This is a genomic window from Streptomyces sp. NBC_01224 (assembly GCF_036002945.1).
In the GTDB taxonomy this organism is placed as follows: Bacteria; Actinomycetota; Actinomycetes; order Streptomycetales; family Streptomycetaceae; genus Streptomyces.
The window spans coordinates 4,096,729-4,113,329 of record NZ_CP108529.1; the positions used below are offsets into that span (position 1 = coordinate 4,096,729).

At 71.5% G+C, this 16,601-nt stretch carries 18 protein-coding genes; 8 read left to right on the top strand and 10 right to left on the bottom strand.

Features of this window, described 5'->3' with window-relative positions:
• Positions 1 to 43 precede the first annotated feature (43 nt).
• From OG609_RS17960 to OG609_RS17970, 3 genes are read right to left on the bottom strand one after another with little or no spacing between them, the layout of a single operon-like run.
• Positions 44 to 295 carry a DUF397 domain-containing protein gene (locus OG609_RS17960; RefSeq protein ID WP_327273757.1) on the bottom strand — a complete coding sequence of 84 codons (252 nt, stop codon included), beginning with the start codon at positions 293 to 295 and terminating at the stop codon, positions 44 to 46.
• The gene (locus OG609_RS17965) at positions 288 to 476 is read right to left on the bottom strand and encodes a DUF397 domain-containing protein (RefSeq protein ID WP_327273758.1); all 189 of its coding nucleotides are present in this window, start codon (positions 474 to 476) and stop codon (positions 288 to 290) included. The genes OG609_RS17960 and OG609_RS17965 overlap by 8 nt, the downstream gene beginning before the upstream one ends.
• Before the next feature lie 11 nt (positions 477 to 487).
• A complete protein-coding gene (locus OG609_RS17970; protein WP_327273759.1) occupies positions 488 to 1,339 on the bottom strand; it encodes a helix-turn-helix domain-containing protein in 852 nt (283 codons plus the stop codon).
• Positions 1,340 to 1,551: 212 nt separating this feature from the next.
• Here OG609_RS17970 and OG609_RS17975 point away from each other — a divergent pair, with 212 nt between their 5' ends.
• Complete coding sequence (locus tag OG609_RS17975; RefSeq protein ID WP_327273760.1) at positions 1,552 to 2,013, top strand: ATP-binding protein; 462 nt, start codon at positions 1,552 to 1,554, stop codon at positions 2,011 to 2,013.
• A gap of 21 nt (positions 2,014 to 2,034) precedes the next feature.
• Here OG609_RS17975 and OG609_RS17980 read toward each other — a convergent pair whose 3' ends face one another.
• The gene (locus OG609_RS17980; protein ID WP_327278096.1) at positions 2,035 to 2,658 is read right to left on the bottom strand and encodes an HAD family hydrolase; all 624 of its coding nucleotides are present in this window, start codon (positions 2,656 to 2,658) and stop codon (positions 2,035 to 2,037) included.
• 108 nt (positions 2,659 to 2,766) lie between these two features.
• Between OG609_RS17980 and OG609_RS17985 the strand changes: the two genes are divergently transcribed.
• The 4 genes from OG609_RS17985 to OG609_RS18000 all read left to right on the top strand — a co-directional run bounded on the left by OG609_RS17985 (position 2,767) and on the right by OG609_RS18000 (position 6,905).
• On the top strand, positions 2,767 to 3,777 hold the full coding sequence (locus OG609_RS17985) for a FecCD family ABC transporter permease (RefSeq protein WP_327273761.1): 1,011 nt from the start codon (positions 2,767 to 2,769) through the stop codon (positions 3,775 to 3,777).
• Complete coding sequence (locus OG609_RS17990) at positions 3,774 to 4,853, top strand: FecCD family ABC transporter permease (protein ID WP_327273762.1); 1,080 nt, start codon at positions 3,774 to 3,776, stop codon at positions 4,851 to 4,853. Before OG609_RS17985 ends, OG609_RS17990 begins: the two co-directional genes overlap by 4 nt.
• Positions 4,850 to 5,704, top strand: a complete 855-nt coding sequence (locus OG609_RS17995; RefSeq protein ID WP_327273763.1) for an ABC transporter ATP-binding protein — start codon at positions 4,850 to 4,852, stop codon at positions 5,702 to 5,704. Before OG609_RS17990 ends, OG609_RS17995 begins: the two co-directional genes overlap by 4 nt.
• A 223-nt stretch (positions 5,705 to 5,927) precedes the next feature.
• On the top strand, positions 5,928 to 6,905 hold the full coding sequence (locus OG609_RS18000; RefSeq protein WP_327273764.1) for an ABC transporter substrate-binding protein: 978 nt from the start codon (positions 5,928 to 5,930) through the stop codon (positions 6,903 to 6,905).
• Between the two features lie 26 nt (positions 6,906 to 6,931).
• Here the strand turns inward: OG609_RS18000 and OG609_RS18005 are convergent, their stop codons facing one another.
• The 4 genes from OG609_RS18005 to OG609_RS18020 all read right to left on the bottom strand — a co-directional run bounded on the left by OG609_RS18005 (position 6,932) and on the right by OG609_RS18020 (position 9,023).
• Entirely contained in the window at positions 6,932 to 7,069 is a 138-nt protein-coding gene (locus OG609_RS18005; RefSeq protein ID WP_327273765.1) for a hypothetical protein, read from the bottom strand.
• Between the two features lie 124 nt (positions 7,070 to 7,193).
• On the bottom strand, positions 7,194 to 7,607 hold the full coding sequence (locus OG609_RS18010; RefSeq protein ID WP_327273766.1) for a DNA-binding protein: 414 nt from the start codon (positions 7,605 to 7,607) through the stop codon (positions 7,194 to 7,196).
• Complete coding sequence (locus tag OG609_RS18015) at positions 7,589 to 7,873, bottom strand: hypothetical protein (RefSeq protein ID WP_327273767.1); 285 nt, start codon at positions 7,871 to 7,873, stop codon at positions 7,589 to 7,591. The genes OG609_RS18010 and OG609_RS18015 overlap by 19 nt, the downstream gene beginning before the upstream one ends.
• Positions 7,874 to 7,961: 88 nt before the next feature.
• On the bottom strand, positions 7,962 to 9,023 hold the full coding sequence (locus tag OG609_RS18020; RefSeq protein WP_327273768.1) for a hypothetical protein: 1,062 nt from the start codon (positions 9,021 to 9,023) through the stop codon (positions 7,962 to 7,964).
• 74 nt (positions 9,024 to 9,097) lie between these two features.
• On the opposite strand from OG609_RS18020, the gene OG609_RS18025 reads away from it, so the two are divergent.
• Positions 9,098 to 11,557, top strand: coding sequence for a helicase C-terminal domain-containing protein (locus OG609_RS18025; protein ID WP_327273769.1), 2,460 nt, complete (start codon positions 9,098 to 9,100; stop codon positions 11,555 to 11,557).
• A 12-nt stretch (positions 11,558 to 11,569) separates the two neighbouring features.
• Here OG609_RS18025 and OG609_RS18030 read toward each other — a convergent pair whose 3' ends face one another.
• The gene (locus OG609_RS18030; protein ID WP_327273770.1) at positions 11,570 to 11,971 is read right to left on the bottom strand and encodes a hypothetical protein; all 402 of its coding nucleotides are present in this window, start codon (positions 11,969 to 11,971) and stop codon (positions 11,570 to 11,572) included.
• 114 nt (positions 11,972 to 12,085) lie between these two features.
• Here OG609_RS18030 and OG609_RS18035 point away from each other — a divergent pair, with 114 nt between their 5' ends.
• A complete protein-coding gene (locus OG609_RS18035) occupies positions 12,086 to 13,729 on the top strand; it encodes a DNA repair helicase XPB (RefSeq protein WP_327273771.1) in 1,644 nt (547 codons plus the stop codon).
• Between the two features lie 159 nt (positions 13,730 to 13,888).
• On the opposite strand, the gene OG609_RS18040 is transcribed toward OG609_RS18035, so the two are convergent.
• The gene (locus tag OG609_RS18040; protein WP_327273772.1) at positions 13,889 to 14,107 is read right to left on the bottom strand and encodes a hypothetical protein; all 219 of its coding nucleotides are present in this window, start codon (positions 14,105 to 14,107) and stop codon (positions 13,889 to 13,891) included.
• A 362-nt stretch (positions 14,108 to 14,469) separates the two neighbouring features.
• Here OG609_RS18040 and OG609_RS18045 point away from each other — a divergent pair, with 362 nt between their 5' ends.
• Positions 14,470 to 16,542 carry a HelD family protein gene (locus OG609_RS18045; protein WP_327273773.1) on the top strand — a complete coding sequence of 691 codons (2,073 nt, stop codon included), beginning with the start codon at positions 14,470 to 14,472 and terminating at the stop codon, positions 16,540 to 16,542.
• The last annotated feature ends 59 nt before the right edge of the window (positions 16,543 to 16,601 follow it).

Consider the following 16,601-nt stretch of genomic DNA (forward strand, 5'->3'; position numbering starts at 1 on the left):
GCGGCGGTGGCCATCGCGGATGTCTGCCGTGCGCACGCGGGAGTCAGGACGGGGTGACCGGGCCCGGGTCCTCGCCGGCGAGTTCGGCGAAGTGGTCGAACTCGCCGGCCACGACGCCCTTGGTGAAGGCGTCCCATTTCGTCGTGGTCGTCGTCACGACGTTCTCGGGGTCGCCGGTCTCCCGTAGATGGACCAGATCGTCCGGCCCGTACGCCAACTCGATCCAGGGGCCGGGGCCTTCCTCGCCCTCGGGGGCAGCGCGGATCCAGGTGAGGTTGGCGGGGATGTCAGCCATGGGCGCGGTTCTCCTTGAGGGTGCGCAGGAGAGCGGCCAGGGCGGCGGGTGTGGTGCGGAGTATCGCTCCGGTGGGGTCGCTGCTTTCGGTGAGGCTGACTGTGCTGTTGCTCGCGGCGACGTGTAGGCAGGATTCGCCCTGCCCGCAGTACGAGGATCTCTGCCATGAGTGCTGGTGCATATCCAGTTCCTTCACTGGTCGGCAATCAGACTGTGGATAAAGTCCCGGGACTTGTCCGGCGCCAGCGCCACGGCCTCGATGCGTGCCAGCAGGAGACGGTAGGCCTCCAACTCCGCCTCGGCATCCACCAGGACAGGGCCGTGTGACTGGTCCAGCGAGACCGTGTCGAGGCGTGGCACCGAGCCGTGCACGTACAGGATGGTCTGCCCGGATCCGGGATAGGCGCCGATGGCGAACGGGATTACCTGGACCGTGATGTGGTCCCGCTCGCTCTGCTCAAGCAGATGTCGAAGCTGGTTCCTGGCGACGACGGGGCCGCCAACCGGCACGCGGAGAGCAGCTTCATGAATGACTGCCCGGTACGTCGGCGGGCTTGGTCGGTCGAGGAGGGCCTGGCGTTGAAGTCGGTGACTCACGCGGTGCTCGATGTCCGAACGAGAGAACTCCGGCACCACCTGCCGGAAGATCTCGCGGGCATGGTCCGTGGTCTGGAGGAGACCCGGGACATGGGACGTGTTGGCGGACCGCAGCCCGGTCGCGTGGTGCTCCAGTTCCGCGATGTCCAGCAAAGGGGAGGGCAGTACCTCGCGGAACGTCTCCCACCAGCCCGATGAGCGTTCCCCGGCGAGGTCGAGCAGCCCAGCGATATACGCGGCATCCGAGCAGCGATAGTTGCGAGCCATTGCCCGCAGCCGTTCCGCGCTCACACCGAAACGGCTCGCCTCGATGTTGCTGAGCTGGGCCTGGCTGATGCCGAGCAGCCGGGCGCCCTCAGTGGCCGTGAGCCCAGCGCGCTCTCGCAACCGACGCAACTCGGCCCCAAGGCGCAGGCGTCGCACGCCGGGGGTGCTTCTGGACGCCATGCGTCAACTCTCCTTAATCAGGAATGTGTTGGCAACGTCACCCACACGAGTGCACATCTCAATCGATTGCCGATCTCGCAAATATTTTATGTTTCATGTCGCTAGATTGGATCCAGGCCACGCGCCCGGAAGTACCCCGCTCGACGGAGCGGCCTCGTCACCGGGCAACTCGAAGTGCATCCTTCAACTTCCCTCCGTGAACGGAGACTTCCATGGTCAGTGCCACGGTATCGCCGCCCTGGACATACACCCTCCAACTCCCGCAGGATCCCCGCGCCCCCGGCGTGGCCCGCGCCACCCTCCGCACCATCCTGCGCGTGCACGGCATGCGCGAACTCGCCGACATCGCCGAACTGTTGGCGAGCGAGTTGGTCACCAACGCCTACCTGCACTCCTCGGGCGCGTACTCTCTGCGCCTGCGCGACGCCGGGCGCAGCCGTATCCGGCTGAGCGTCTGGGACACCAACCCGCACATCCCCGCCCCCTTCCGATGGACCGCCGAAGCCCCGGAGGAACTCGCCGAACGCGGACGGGGGCTCTACCTCGTCACCCTCTACGCGGAGAGCTGGGGCGCCCACCCCATGGCGACCGGGCTGCCGGGGCAGGGCGGGAAGCTGCTCTGGGTGGAATGCGCGGCGAAGACGGAGAACGCTCCGCCGTACGGCGCTCCGTGATCCCTCCTGCGCCGAAGGCGCCTACGCCGCGTACCCGTCCAGCCAGGACGGGAAGTCCGTCAGCGACGACAGGACGACGTCCGCCCCCGCCGCCCGGAGCTCCTCCGCGTCGCACGGGCCCGTGGTGACCGCCACGGAGAGCGCCCCGGCCGTGCGGGCGCCCCGTACGTCGCCGGTGTGGTCGCCCACGTACACATCCGCCCCGTGCTCGCGCAGCGCCTCCCCCTTGGCCTCCGCCCACAGACCGCCGATCACCGCATCCGCCTCGATCCCGAGGTGCGCCAGGTGCAGCTCGGCGTTCGGCAGGTGCTTGGCGGTGACGACTATCGCCCGGCCGCCCCGCTCGCGGATCGCCGCGACCGACTCCCGGGCACCCGGCAGCGCGAGGCTCGGGACGATGGCGTGTGTGGGATAGATCTCCCGGTAGCGGTCGGCGGTGGCGGCCACCGCATCGGCCGGAAACCAGTTCCGCAGTTCGTCGTCGACCGGCGGGCCGAGCCTGCTCACTACCAGATCCGTGTCGATCGGCGTCCCGGTCTCGGCAGAAAGCGCCAGGTAGGCGGCCTTGATACCGGGCCGGGAGTCGATGAGCGTCATGTCGAGGTCGAAACCGACCGTCAGTGGGTGGGAAGGCATGGAATCCATTGTCACGGGGCCGCGCATGGCGGCGGTCCCGGTACGGGCCTCGGGCCCCGGAACGGCGGTGCTTAGACTTAGCCAAGCCTAACTTTGCTTCGCTTTCGATTGGGTCCGATGTCAGCCGCCGCACCACGCCGCTCCAGACGCGCACTCGCGACGGCGGCGGCCGTCGCGGCGCTGCTGGTGTCGGTGCTTCTCAGCCTCGCCGTAGGGGCCCGCTCCATACCCCCGTCCGAGGTGATCGACGCCCTGCTGCACGGCGGGCACTCCGACGCCGCCGAAGTCATCCGGAACATGCGGGTGCCGCGCACCCTGATCGGGCTGATGGTCGGCGCGGCGCTGGCCCTCGCGGGCACGGTGCTCCAGGGCATCACCCGTAACCCCATCGCCGACCCCGGCATCCTCGGCATCAGCCAGGGCGCCTCGGTGGGCGTGGTGCTGGCCATCGCGTACGCCGGGATCCACACCCTGACGGGATACGTGTGGTTCGCGTTCGCGGGGGCGGCGATCGCCTCCGTCGCCGTGTACGCCATCGCCTCCAGCGGACGCGGGGGCGCCACCCCCGTGAAGCTCGCTCTCGGCGGCGCCGCGATCAACGCGCTGCTGGTGTCGGTGACGATGGGGGTGCTGACGACCAAGGCGTCCGCGCTGGACGAGTTCCGCTTCTGGCAGGTCGGCTCCATCGCCGGGCGCGAGGCCGATGTGGCCCAGCAGATCTGGCCGTTCATGCTGGTCGGGACCGTGCTCGTGCTGTCCGTCGCCCGCGGGCTCGATGCGCTGGCGCTCGGCGAGGACGTGGCGAAGGGGCTCGGGCAGAAGGTCGCGACGGTACGGATCGTCGGCGGCATCGGGGCCACCGTGCTGACCGGTGTCGGCGTCGCGGCGGCCGGCCCGATCGCGTTCATCGGACTCGCCGTCCCGCACATCGCCCGCGCGATCGTCGGCAGCGACCACCGCTGGGTGCTGCCGATGGCGGCACTGATCGGACCCGTCATGCTGCTCGTCTCCGATGTCATCGGCCGCATCCTCTTCCCGCCGAGCGAGGTCCCGGCGGGCGTGATGACGGCGCTGATCGGCGTTCCCTTCCTGGTCGCTCTGGTACGCCGGAAGGCGGTGCCCGCATGAGCGACACCACTGTCCGGGTACGGCCCGCCGGTTACCACGTCGTACGGATCGGGGCGCGGGGCCGGTTCCTGCTGCACCGGCGGGCGGCCGTCGTCGCCGCCGTCCTCGTCGTCCTGCTGGCCGCCATCTGTGTCGCGTACCTCTGCGTCGGCGAGAGCTTCGTCGCGCCCGGCGAGGTCATGAAGGTGATCCTGGGCCGGCCGTCCCCCGACGAGCTGGTCGTCGGCACGCTGCGGCTGCCGCGGATGGTCGTGGGGCTGCTGGTCGGTGCGGCGTTCGGGATCGCCGGTGCGCTGATCCAGACCGTCGCCCGCAATCCGCTGGCCAGCCCCGACATCATCGGCATCAGCCAGGGGGCGAGCGCGCTCACGGTCGGCGCGATGACCTTCGGCGTCACCTCGTACACCGTGCTGCCGTATCTGTCCGTCATCGGCGGGGTGGCCGCGGCGGCGCTCGTGTACGTCTTCGCCTGGCGCGGCGGGCTGCACGCCACCCGCTTCGTCCTCATCGGCATCGGCTTCGCCATCGCGCTGCGGTCGGTCACCACACTGTTCCTGACGAAGGGCGACTATCTGGTCGCCCAGCAGGCGCAGATCTGGATGACCGGCTCGCTCAACGGCCGCGGCTGGTCCGAGGCCGCGCCGATCGGCTGGACGCTGCTGATCCTGCTGCCGGCCGTCCTGTGGGCCGCCCGCGCCCAGCGCACCGTCTCGATGGACGACGACACCGCGACGGCCCTCGGGGTGCGTCTGGGACGGGTACGGCTGGGGCTCGTCGCACTCGGCGTGATCCTGGCATCCGTGGCTACCGGGACGGCCGGTCCGGTCGACTTCGTGGCGCTGCTCGCCCCGCAGATCGCCCGCCGGATGACCCGTACCGCGCAGATTCCGCTGTTCTGCTCGGCGCTGCTCGGTGCGGTGATCGTCGTCTTCGCGGATCTGCTGGCGCGCAGGCTCTTCTCGCCCACCGAGCTGCCGGTGGGCGTTCTGACGGCGGCGGTCGGCGCCCCGTATCTGATCTGGCTGATCATCCGCGGCCACGGCGGCGGTCGCGGCCGTAGTGGAGGCACTGCATGAGCTCGACCCGTACGTCCGACACCACGGCGACCGCGACCAGCCGGCTCACGGTGCGGGAGCTGACACTCGCATACGAGGAACGCACCGTCGTCCACGAGCTGGACCTCGCCGTTCCCGACGGACAGGTCACCGTCATCGTCGGCCCGAACGCCTGCGGCAAGTCGACCACGCTGCGCGCCCTCGGCCGGCTCCTCAAGCCGCGCGGCGGCGCCGTGCTCCTCGACGGCACCGAGCTGTCGAAGATCCCCACGCGGAAGATCGCCCAGTCGATCGGGCTGCTGCCGCAGACCCCGGTGGCCCCCGAGGCGATCACCGTCTCCGACCTCGTCGCCCGCGGCCGGCAGCCGCATCAGCACTGGTGGCAGCAGTGGTCGGAGGAGGACGAGCGGGCGGTGACGGACGCGATGGAGCGTACGGACATCACCGCACTCGGCAACCGGCCGGTGGACGAGCTGTCCGGCGGGCAGCGCCAGCGGGTCTGGATCGCGATGGCGCTCGCCCAGGAGACCGATCTGCTGCTGCTCGACGAGCCGACCACGTACCTCGACATCGCACACCAGGTGGAGGTCCTGGACCTGGTGCGCCGGCTCACCGCACCGGCGACGGACCGCGCTCGCGGCCGGACCGTCGTCACCGTGCTCCACGACCTCAACCAGGCCGCCCGGTACGCGGACCACCTGGTCGCCATGAAGGCGGGCCGGATCGTCGCCGAGGGCCACCCGAACGACATCGTCACCGCCGGTCTCGTGCGCGAGGTCTTCGGCCTGGACGCGGTGATCGTCCCGTGCCCGGTGACGGGTTCGCCGCTCGTGGTGCCGGGGGCTCCTTGGCAGGCCACGCCGGCGCCGTGACCCGCGCTCCGGTTTCCGGCAGGCCCGGGTGGGCGCCCGCCAGGACGGTTGCCCGGCACTGCGGGCCACGCTCGTTCCCCGGACTCCCGGCTCCTGCGCCGCGTTCGAACGGTGGAGCCCCCACGGGGCCCAGGACCCCATCGCCCCTGGCGACCCGGTGACCCGCAGCGGCCGACCGCAGACACCCGTGACCAACCACCCCGACCCCGACGAAGGGCCCTCCATGACCACCTTCACCCGCCGCCGCGGCGTCACCCTCGGCGCTCTCACCCTGGCCGGCGCCCTCGCGCTCTCCGCCTGCGGCTCCTCGGACTCCGACAGCGGCAACGACAGCGCCTCCGGCACCGCCAGGACCCACACCATGAAGACGGCCATGGGGGACGTCGAGGTCCCCGTGAACCCGCAGCGCGTCGTGGTCCTCGACACCGGTGAGCTGGACTCCGCACTCACCCTCGGCGTGCAGCCGGTCGGCGCGACGCACTCGGCGACGGACGACGGCTTCCCCGCCTACCTGCCCGAGAGCCGGACGAAGGACATCAAGGAGGTCGGCGAGATCGCCAACCCCAACCTGGAGACCGTCGCCTCGCTGAAGCCGGACCTGATCCTCACCAGCAAGGTCCGTGACGGTGACCGTTACGAACAGCTCAGTGCGATCGCCCCCACCGTGATGACGGAGTCCACCGGGACCGCCTGGAAGGAGAACTTCCAGACGCACGCGGAGGCGCTCGGCAAGCAGGCCGAGGCGAAGAAGGTCGTGGCCGAGTACGACGCCCATGTCGCGGACGTGACCGAGGCGATCGGCGGCAAGGAGAAGGCGGCCGCCACGGACGTCAACTTCGTCCGCTTCGTCGAGGGCGCCGACATCCGCATCTACGGCAAGCAGAACTACATCGGCTCGATCCTCGCCGACCTCGGCATGGGCCGCCCCTCGATCACCGACAAGGCCAAGGACGGCTTCTCGTACGACGTGTCCCCCGAGAAGATCGACCTCGCGGACGCGGATGTCATCTTCACGTCGACGTACGGCGACCCGGAGAAGGCGGGGGCGACCAGGACGATGAACAGCGGCCTGTGGAAGGGGCTGACGGCGTCCAAGGGCGGAAAGGTCTTCAAGGTCGACGACCGCCTGTGGATCGCGGGCATCGGGTACACGGCCGCGGACAAGATCCTCGACGAGTTCCAGACGGATCTGACGAAGTAGGGAGCGGGGCCCACAATGAGAATCGCTCAGCGGTAGCCGAGTCCCCGCAGCGTGACCTCAAACCGTGCTGCGGCGGCACGGCGTCGGTGCTCCAGATCCGTGAACGAAACCGCGTACCTGTCGCCCCATGACAAGAACATGTCGACCAGCTTCTGCCGCTTCACTCGCACGAGACTCCGCAATCGCGACCGGAGATCGTCCCCGAGGTCCTTGAGCACCCTCTCGCGCGCCGGTTCCTCGGGGACTTGCAGCGACCGGTCGCCGGGACGTGGCGGCGCCGAGGGCCGCTCACACCACGACGAGGCGCACCCGATCGCCGCACAGTTTGTTCATGTCCTCAACGTCGGACGTCAGCATGACGACGGGGCGTCGCTGCCGCAGAGCCGCCTCGGCCACGGCGGCGTCGATGGCGTACTTATGGCCGTGCAGTCCTGCCGCCATCAATAGCGTCGAGGCCGCCTTCGCCTCTTCGTCGCCCACCGGGACGGTGCGCAGACCGGACAGCACCCAGGCCAGCCGGGCCTTGTTGGTGCGGGCGTGCACGGCTTCGATGATGGTGAGCGCGGAGATGACCACCTCCATCCCCCTGGACCGCGCCTCCGCGACCAGGGCCACCACCGCCTCGTCATCACCGAGCAGCTTGGAGAGCCCCTCGCTGTCGAGGACGAGTGTCCCTTCGTGGATCAGCTTGCGGCGGGCCACTGGCCCTCCTCGTCGAAAACTTCGTCGAAGACCTGCCGTGCACGCTGTCGCGCCTCCTCGGAGACCGGGCCCTTACGACTCTCGTAGTCCGCCAGGTACTCGTCCAGTACCTGCCCCCGGAGCTCCCGCTCGACGGCCGCGGCGATGAACGCGGAGAACTCCCGCTTGCCGGCCCGGGCACGAATCGCTTCGGCGGTCCCTTCGGGCAGAGAGAGGCTGACCCGCGTCGCGGGCCCCTCGCCGATGCCGTACGTCGTCTCGGACATGAGCCAATCTTATCAAACGAGTAGGAAATGAAGGGTTCTGTGCGCGGCGCTCCGTGGGAGCCGATCTCCACGCCCCGTACACCCCCGCCTACCCCGCCCGCTTCCGCGCCCGCCACACCAGGAAGACCGCCGACGCCACCGCGGCCGTGCGCACCACCACCGGCCACACCCCGCTCAGCGCCTCCGCCATCCCGTCCTGCGGGATCGGCTCGCCCCAGCGGCCCTCCGTCCGGCCCCAGAGCCAGACGAGTGCGCCCGCCACGACCACGCCAGGCAGCCCCATCGCGGCCCATTTCGCCTCCGCGCGGGACAACTTGCGCGAGCTGTACGCGAGCAGCCAGCCACCCGCCAGGGCCAGCCAGGAGCCCATCACGGCGCCCACGACCAGCAGCCCGGCGGCAAGCAGCAAAAAGGGGTGGGAGAAACCCCGGGCCCCTGACTCGCGCGGGGCTCGGCGGCGGAGGCCCGGGAGCCGTCGGCGTCGCGGCGCGGCCTCGTCGGTGCCGACGCCCTCGGCCGGACCGTCGTCCGCCGAGTCGCCCGTGCGCGGGCGCGGAACGGCGTCCCGGGCCGGCGGCGGCTTCATCATGTCCGGGATCTCGACACCGCCGACGAACCCCGGCACATCGACCCCGTCACCGAACGGCTCCGGCTCGATCCGCCACCAGTCGGGCTCGCTCCCGGACGGCCCCAGTTCGTCCGTACCGGCCATGTGCGGCGGCGAAGGCACCCGGCCGGCCGCCGCTTCCGGAGCCGCGGAGTCCGCGGGATCGCCGTCGTACTCCGATTCCCCGTCCGGCGCCTGCGACGCGCCCTTGGCGGAACTGTCTTTCCGGAGCATCCCCTTGCGCGGACGGGGGATGCCGCGCCCCTCCCCCGCGGCAGGTTCCGGCCGCTGGGGCAGCTCCACCGTCCCGTCCGCCGACGCGGCCGCAGCCGCGACCAGTTCGTCCGGTGTGCCGAGCCTCCCGATGATGCGGCGGACCGCCGCCGGGGTGTCCGCGGACTGCGTTCCACGCTGCCGGCCGATCTCGCCCCGGAGGGTCGAAACGAGCCTCATCCGGGTGCCCGAGGACAGCTGTTGCTGCTGTGCCAGGTCCCCGACCCGGCTCAGATAGTCGTAGACGAGCTGGTCGCTCTCGATCCCCACGCGATGGTTCCCCTCTGGCGCCTGCACCGACGGTAGCGCCCTCGGGCCTGTCCGGAGCGACTACCGTGGGACGGATGGGGATGACCACACCACCGCGGACGCTCGCAGAAGCTCTCCGCGCCCGGGACGACGAGTCGTTGGCGGGGCTGCTGCGTGCCCGCCCCGATCTCCTCACCCCCGTACCCAACGACATCACTCAGCTCGCGACGAGAGCCGGCACGCGCGCCTCCGTCGTACGCGCCCTGGAACACCTCGACCGGTTCGCTCTGCAGACCGCCGAGGCACTCGCCGTGGCCCCCGACCCCGCCTCGTACGAGACGCTGCTCGGCCTCCTCACCGGCGACGGCCGGGACGACGGCGAGCACCGCGACGACGCGGACGCGGCGATCGGGGACGCGCTGCCCGCCGCCCTGACCACCCTGCGCCAACAGGCCCTCGTCTGGGGCGAGGACGACCGGCTGCGGCTGGTGCGCACCGCGCGCGAACTCCTCGCGCCGTCCCCGCAGCACCCGTCCCCCACCGGCCTCGGCCCCACCGTCGCGGAGGCGACCGCCGGAATGTCGCCGGGCCGCCTCCAGGACATCCTGGCGACCGCCGGACTGCCCGCCACCCATGACCCGGTCTCCGCCGTGGCATCCCTGTCCGCGCTCTTCACCGACCGGGCCAGGATGGGCGAGCTGCTGGACACCGCTCCCGCCGAGGCCCTGTCCGTACTGGACCGGCTGGTGTGGGGGCCGCCGTACGGGGAAGTGACCCCGAACCCCACCCCGCCGGTGAAATGGCTGCGCGATCGGGGGCTGCTGCTGCCCGTGTCGACCCGCACCGTGGTGCTGCCCCGCGAGGCCGCCCTGCATCTGCGGGCCGGGCGCGCCCACCGCGTACCGGAACCGCAGCCGCCCGCCGTGGAGGCGGTCGCGAACCGTGATCCCCAGGCTGTGGACAGCGCGGCGGCCGGCCAGGCGTTCCTGGCGGTGAACACCGTCGAGGAGCTGCTGAAGAACTGGAACGGCGGCGGCCCCGCGATACTGCGCTCCGGCGGGCTCAGTGTCCGCGAACTGAAGAAGACCGCCACCGCTCTCGACGTCTCCGAGCCCGTCGCCGCGTTCTGGGTCGAACTCACCTACGCGGCCGGGCTGCTGGCATCCGACGGAGAGGCCGACGAACGGTACGCGCCGACGCCCGCGTACGACGACTGGGCCGAACTCCCCGCCCAGGACCGCTGGGTGCACCTCGCCACCACCTGGCTCGCCGCCACCCGCACCCCGGGCCTGGTCGGCGGCCAGGACGCCAAGGGCCGGGCCCTGTCCGCCCTCGGCCCCGACCTCGACCGTTCCGCCGCCCCCGAGGTACGCCACCGGGTCCTGGCCCTCCTCGCCGCCCTGCAACCGGGCACCGCCCCCGACCCGGAGACAGTGCTCGCCCGGCTGCGCTGGGAACGGCCCCTGCGCGGCGCCTCCGCCTCCGCCGGGGACACCACCGACCTGCGGTCCCGGATCGCCCTGTGGACACTCAACGAATCCGAGCTCCTCGGCATCACCGGCCGCGGCGCGCTCGCCGCGCACACCCGCGCCCTGCTCGGCTCCGGGCCGGCCGAGGCCGCCGCGCTGCTCGCGCCCCTCATCCCGGAGCCGCTGGACCACGTCCTGCTCCAGGCCGACCTGACGGCCGTCGCCCCCGGCCCGCTGGAGCGCCCCCTGGCGGACATGCTCTCCGCCCTCGCGGACATCGAGTCGAAGGGCGGCGCGACGGTCTACCGGTTCACCCCCGGGTCCGTACGCCGCGCCCTGGACGCCGGACAGTCCGCGGCCGATCTGCACGCGTTCCTCGCCGCCCACAGCCGTACGCCGGTGCCGCAGCCGCTCAGCTACCTCATCGACGACGTCGCCCGCCGCCACGGCCACCTGCGGATCGGCGCCGCCTCCTCGTACGTACGCTGCGACGACGAGGCCGTGCTGAACGAGATCCTCGCCGACAGGCGCTCGGCCACCCTGCGCCTGCGCCGCCTCGCACCGACGGCCCTGGCCGCCCAGATCGACCCCGCCTCCCTGCTCGACGGGCTGCGCGAGATGGGGTACGCGCCGGCCGCCGAGTCCGCCGAGGGCGACGTCCTGATCACCCGCGCGGGCGCCCGCCGCACCCCGCCCCGCACGGCCCCGGTCCCCGTGCCCGAGGGCCCCCCGGTCCCGGACGCCACGCTGCTCGGCGCGGCGGTGAGGGCGATCCGCGCCGGGGACACGGCCGCCACGGTGGTCCGCAAGGACCCGGCCGACGCGCCCGCGGCCCCGTCCGGCTCCCTGCCCCGTACGACCTCCGCCGAGACCCTTGCCACCGTCCAGGCCGCCGCGATGACCGGGTCGGCGCTCTGGATCGGCTACGTCAACGCGGACGGCGCGGCCAGCCAGCGCGTCATCGCCCCGGTCCGGGTCGAGGGCGGGTTCGTCACGGCGTACGACCACACGGCGGACGAAGTCCGCACGTACCCGCTGCACCGGATCACCGGCGTCGCCGAACTGGCCGACGACGCCACGCCCTGAGGCTTCACCCGCTCAAGCCCGGTCCGGCGGCGACAGCAGCCACCGCCACCGCGGCTGCTCCGTCACCACGGCGGCCCCCGCCAGCACCGTCGCGCACACCGCCACCCACACGGGCCACAGCAGCCACGAAGACACCACAGCCGCCCCGAGCTCCATCAGCACCATCGCAATCGTCGCCCAGCCCGGCACCGCGACGATCACACCCTTCTTGTCCCCCGGCGTCGCGAACACCGCCGGCACCCCGATCAGCACCACCAGGGACAGCCCGGCCAGCAGCCAGGAGTGCCCGGCCAGCAGCCACGGCGTGGCCACCCAGGCCACGAGCTCCGTCGAGAAGCGCAGGACGGACGGTATGCGGTCGTCCGGCCGGCCTGATCGTTCCGGGGTCCTCGCCCCGGCAGCAGCATCGGTCATTCCTGGACCGTACGTCCCTGTGCGGAGCAGCACACCGCCCCATGGCCCCCGGATGGGGCACACTGGACGTTTGGCCGTTCCCGGCCGTTCCCGCAGCAGAAAGGGCCGACGCGCGTGACCGGACCCCTCATCGTCCAGAGCGACAAGACACTGCTCCTGGAAGTCGACCACGATCAGGCCGACGCCTGCCGTCGGGCGATCGCGCCCTTCGCCGAGCTGGAGCGGGCGCCCGAGCACATCCACACCTACCGGCTGACCCCGCTCGGGCTGTGGAACGCGCGCGCCGCCGGGCACGACGCCGAGCAGGTCGTCGACGCGCTCGTGCAGTACTCGCGCTATCCCGTTCCGCACGCGCTGCTCGTCGACATCGCCGAGACGATGGCCAGGTACGGCCGCCTCACGCTCTCCAAGCACCCGGTGCACGGTCTCGTGCTGACCTCGACCGACCGGCCCGTGCTGGAGGAGATCCTCCGGTCGAGGAAGGTCCAGCCGCTGGTCGGGGCACGGATCGACCCGGACACGGTGGCCGTGCACCCCTCGGAGCGGGGGCAGATCAAGCAGACACTGCTGAAGCTGGGCTGGCCGGCCGAGGACCTCGCCGGGTACGTCGACGGCGAGGCGCACCCCATCGAGCTGGCTGAGGACGGCTGGGCGCTGCGGCCGTACCAGAAGCAGGCTGTCGAGGGGTTCTGGCACGGCGGCTCGGGTGTCGTCGTGCTGCCCTGCGGTGCGGGGAAGACACTGGTCGGGGCCGGTGCGATGGCCCAGGCCAAGGCGACCACGCTGATCCTGGTGACGAACACCGTCTCGGCCCGGCAGTGGAAGCACGAGCTGGTGAAGCGGACCTCGCTGACCGAGGACGAGATCGGTGAGTACAGCGGTACGCGCAAGGAGATCCGGCCGGTCACCATCGCCACCTACCAGGTGCTGACGACCCGCCGCAAGGGCATCTACCCGCACCTGGAGCTGTTCGACTCCCGCGACTGGGGTCTGGTGATCTACGACGAGGTGCATCTGCTGCCCGCGCCCGTCTTCAAGTTCACCGCCGACCTGCAGGCCCGGCGCCGCCTCGGCCTCACCGCGACGCTGGTGCGTGAGGACGGCCGCGAGTCGGACGTCTTCTCCCTGATCGGACCCAAGCGGTTCGACGCCCCGTGGAAGGAGATCGAGGCGCAGGGCTACATCGCGCCCGCCGACTGTGTCGAGGTGCGGGTCAATCTGACGGACTCGGAGCGGCTCGCGTACGCGACCGCCGAGACCGAGGAGAAGTACCGGTTCTGTGCGACGACCGCGACGAAGCGGAAGGTGACGGAGGCGCTGGTACGCAAGCACCGGGGCGAGCAGACCCTTGTCATCGGGCAGTACATCGACCAGCTCGACGAGCTGGGTGAGCATCTGAACGCCCCGGTGATCAAGGGCGAGACGAGCAACGCCCAGCGCGAGAAGCTCTTCGACGCGTTCCGCGAGGGCGAGCTCAGCGTCCTCGTGGTGTCGAAGGTCGCGAACTTCTCCATCGACCTGCCGGAGGCGACCGTCGCCATCCAGGTGTCGGGGACGTTCGGCTCGCGGCAGGAGGAGGCGCAGCGGCTCGGCCGGGTACTGCGACCGAAGGCCGACGGGCACGAGGCGCGGTTCTACTCGGTGGTCGCCCGCGACACGATCGACCAGGACTTCGCGGCGCACCGCCAGCGGTTCCTGGCCGAGCAGGGGTACGCCTACCGGATCGTGGACGCGGACGAGCTGCTGACCGACAACTGAGGTCGGTGACCGACCCGTGCGCGCCGGTGATCGGCAGCGGCAGCAGGTCCGCCGCGATCACCGCGTGCGGCAGCAGCGCGAAGGCCGCGGCCCGTCGGCGGGCCGCGGTCCAGCGCAAGCGCCATGGCAGAACCCACGTGACGAACAGGCCCAGAGGTGTCACGTACAAAATCGCTCGGGCTCGCGGCGGTGAACGCCTCGGTGGACACCCGCCTCTTCCGCGTACTCGCCGAGGACGACCACGCCGAACGCGGCGCGGGCGTAGACCTTGACGGCACGCAGGGCGTCGCCGACGCGGTGGGTGTACGGGTGACCGGTGGCCGCGGTCGCGCCGTGCGCGGGGCCGGTCCTGCGAGGGTTCAGAGAGACGGTGCTCATGTACTCCATGGTCCTGCGCCCGGCCACTGAGGGCATCGACCCGCGGACGGAACCCTGAAGCGGTGCGCGTAGGTCTCCGGTCGCACGGCGTCCCCTACGGGACGGACCCGGCGTCAAAACCGTTGGACCGTGACGAGGACGGTCGATACAATCGCCGGTCTGCCCGCCTCCCGCACCGTGGTACCGGCCATCGCCGGCAGCCGGGGGAGCGCCGCCGACCGGACGGAAACCGGCCGACAGCCGTACGTACACCTGCGTGCGTACCCCGTGATCGATCCCCGAGCGGACCGCGTCACCCCCGAGCCATAGCCGGGGGCGAGGTGCGGTCCGCCGTCCTGCGTTGAAAAGCCGGAGGCAACACCGTGCCCGCGCACGAACACGAAAGCGACACCACCACCGATCCCCTGGCTCGTGAACGCGCCCATCTCGCCGCGTCCCGCTCCGCGTTGCGCGCCATGCGCGAGGACGCCCAGGCCCTCGACATCCGCGATGTCACCGCGAACTGGGTCAACGCGGCCGTCCTGCAGGCCCAGATCGACGAGCGCATCAAGTCCCTCGCCGATCTCGCCCACACCCCGCTCTTCTTCGGCCGCCTGGACTATCTGCACCGGGTCGGTGCCGAGCAGGCCGAGGGCGCCGAGGGAGAGCAGTTCTACATCGGGCGCCGTCACGTCCATGACGCCGGCGGCGACCCGATGGTCATCGACTGGCGTGCCCCCGTCTCGCAGCCGTTCTACCGGGCCTCCAAGAAGGATCCCCAGGACGTCGGCCAGCGCCGCCGCTTCGGCTACACCGGCGGTGAGCTGACCGCGTACGAGGACGAGCACCTCAGCGACCCCACCGAGGCCGCGCAGACCAGCAAGCTCCTCCAGGCGGAGATCGAGCGGCCGCGTGTCGGTCCGATGCGTGACATCGTCGCGACGATCCAGCCGGAGCAGGACGAGATCGTCCGTAGCGGTCTCGGCGGGACGGTCTGCGTGCAGGGAGGGCCCGGCACCGGTAAGACGGCCGTTGGCCTGCACCGTGTCGCGTACCTCCTCTACGCCCACCGGGAGCGCCTGGCCCGTACCGGCACGCTGGTCATCGGGCCGAACCGTTCCTTCCTCCACTACATCGAGCAGGTGCTCCCGGCCCTCGGTGAGCTGGAGGTGAAGCAGGCGACCGTCGACGATCTGGTGACAACGGACATCGAGGTGCGCGGCACGGACTCGGCGGCAGCCGCCGTCGTCAAGGGCGACGCCAGGATGGCGGAGGTGCTGCGGCGGGCGATCCGTTCCCATGTGACGCTGCCGACGGAGCCGGTGATGGTGGTGCGCGGTTCGCGCCGCTGGCGGGTGCCGGCGTACGAGCTGGAGGAGATCGTCACCGAACTTCTGGCCCGCGACATGCGGTACGGGGCCGCCCATGAGGCGCTTCCGCAGCGCATCGCGCACTCCGTCCTGGTCCGGATGGAGGAGGCCGGCGAGGCGCCCGACGACCGGGTGCAGAACGCGGTGGCCCGTACTCCCGCGGTCAAGGCGGCCGTGAAGGCGATCTGGCCCGCCGTCGACCCGGCCAAGCTGGTGCTGCGGCTGCTCTGCGACCCGGAGTTCCTGGCCGCGCACGCGGAGGGGCTGCTCACCGAGGACGAGCAGAAGACGATCCTGTGGACGAAACCGGCCCGGAGCGTGAAGTCGGCGAAGTGGTCGGCGGCGGACGCGGTGCTGATCGACGAGGCGAACGACCTGGTGGCGCGTACGCACTCGCTCGGCCATGTCGTGCTCGACGAGGCGCAGGACCTGTCCCCCATGCAGTACCGGGCGGTGGGCCGCCGCTGCACGACGGGTTCGGCGACGGTTCTCGGTGACCTCGCGCAGGGCACGACGCCGTGGTCGACGGAGAGCTGGGCGCAGGCGCTGCACCACCTGGGCAAGTCGGACGCGGTGGTGGAGGAACTGACGGCGGGCTTCCGTGTGCCGCGCGAGGTGATCGCGTACGCCTCACGGCTGCTGCCGGTGATCTCGCCCGGCCTTGCGGCGGTGGAGTCGGTGCGTGAGTCGCCGGGTTCGCTGGAGGTACGGGAGGTGGGCGATCCGGCGGAGCTGGACGCGGCGGTGCTGGCGGCGTGCGAGGAGTCGTTGAGGCAGGAGGGGTCGATCGGGCTGATCGCGGCCGATGCGCGGATTCCGGCGCTGGCCGATGCGCTGGCCGCGGCGGGTCACGCGTATCTCTCCCCCGGTGAGGAGACGACCGCCGAGTCCCGGCTGACCCTGGTCCCGGCGTCGCTGGCGAAGGGCCTGGAGTACGACTACGTGGTACTGGACGAGCCGGCCGCGGTGGTGGACGGCGAGCCGGACGAGCGCACGGGGCTGCGCCGGCTGTACGTGGCGCTGACGCGTGCGGTGTCGGGGCTGACGGTGGTGCATGCGGCGGAACTGCCGACTCACCTGGTGTAACACGGCGCGTTCCAGCCCCTCCGGCGTTTGAGGGGCGGGGTCCGGGGCGGAGCCCCGGT

Excerpts from the sequence above, each read along its gene's own strand:
- OG609_RS17960 (WP_327273757.1), bottom strand. The coding sequence starts at position 295 with ATGGCTGACATCCCCGCCAACCTCACCTGGATCCGCGCTGCCCCCGAG.
- OG609_RS17965 (WP_327273758.1), bottom strand. The coding sequence starts at position 476 with ATGCACCAGCACTCATGGCAGAGATCCTCGTACTGCGGGCAGGGCGAA.
- OG609_RS17970 (WP_327273759.1), bottom strand. The coding sequence starts at position 1,339 with ATGGCGTCCAGAAGCACCCCCGGCGTGCGACGCCTGCGCCTTGGGGCC.
- OG609_RS17975 (WP_327273760.1), top strand. The coding sequence starts at position 1,552 with ATGGTCAGTGCCACGGTATCGCCGCCCTGGACATACACCCTCCAACTC.
- OG609_RS17980 (WP_327278096.1), bottom strand. The coding sequence starts at position 2,658 with ATGGATTCCATGCCTTCCCACCCACTGACGGTCGGTTTCGACCTCGAC.
- OG609_RS17985 (WP_327273761.1), top strand. The coding sequence starts at position 2,767 with ATGTCAGCCGCCGCACCACGCCGCTCCAGACGCGCACTCGCGACGGCG.
- OG609_RS17990 (WP_327273762.1), top strand. The coding sequence starts at position 3,774 with ATGAGCGACACCACTGTCCGGGTACGGCCCGCCGGTTACCACGTCGTA.
- OG609_RS17995 (WP_327273763.1), top strand. The coding sequence starts at position 4,850 with ATGAGCTCGACCCGTACGTCCGACACCACGGCGACCGCGACCAGCCGG.
- OG609_RS18000 (WP_327273764.1), top strand. The coding sequence starts at position 5,928 with ATGACCACCTTCACCCGCCGCCGCGGCGTCACCCTCGGCGCTCTCACC.
- OG609_RS18015 (WP_327273767.1), bottom strand. The coding sequence starts at position 7,873 with ATGTCCGAGACGACGTACGGCATCGGCGAGGGGCCCGCGACGCGGGTC.
- OG609_RS18025 (WP_327273769.1), top strand. The coding sequence starts at position 9,098 with ATGGGGATGACCACACCACCGCGGACGCTCGCAGAAGCTCTCCGCGCC.
- OG609_RS18030 (WP_327273770.1), bottom strand. The coding sequence starts at position 11,971 with ATGACCGATGCTGCTGCCGGGGCGAGGACCCCGGAACGATCAGGCCGG.
- OG609_RS18040 (WP_327273772.1), bottom strand. The coding sequence starts at position 14,107 with ATGAGCACCGTCTCTCTGAACCCTCGCAGGACCGGCCCCGCGCACGGC.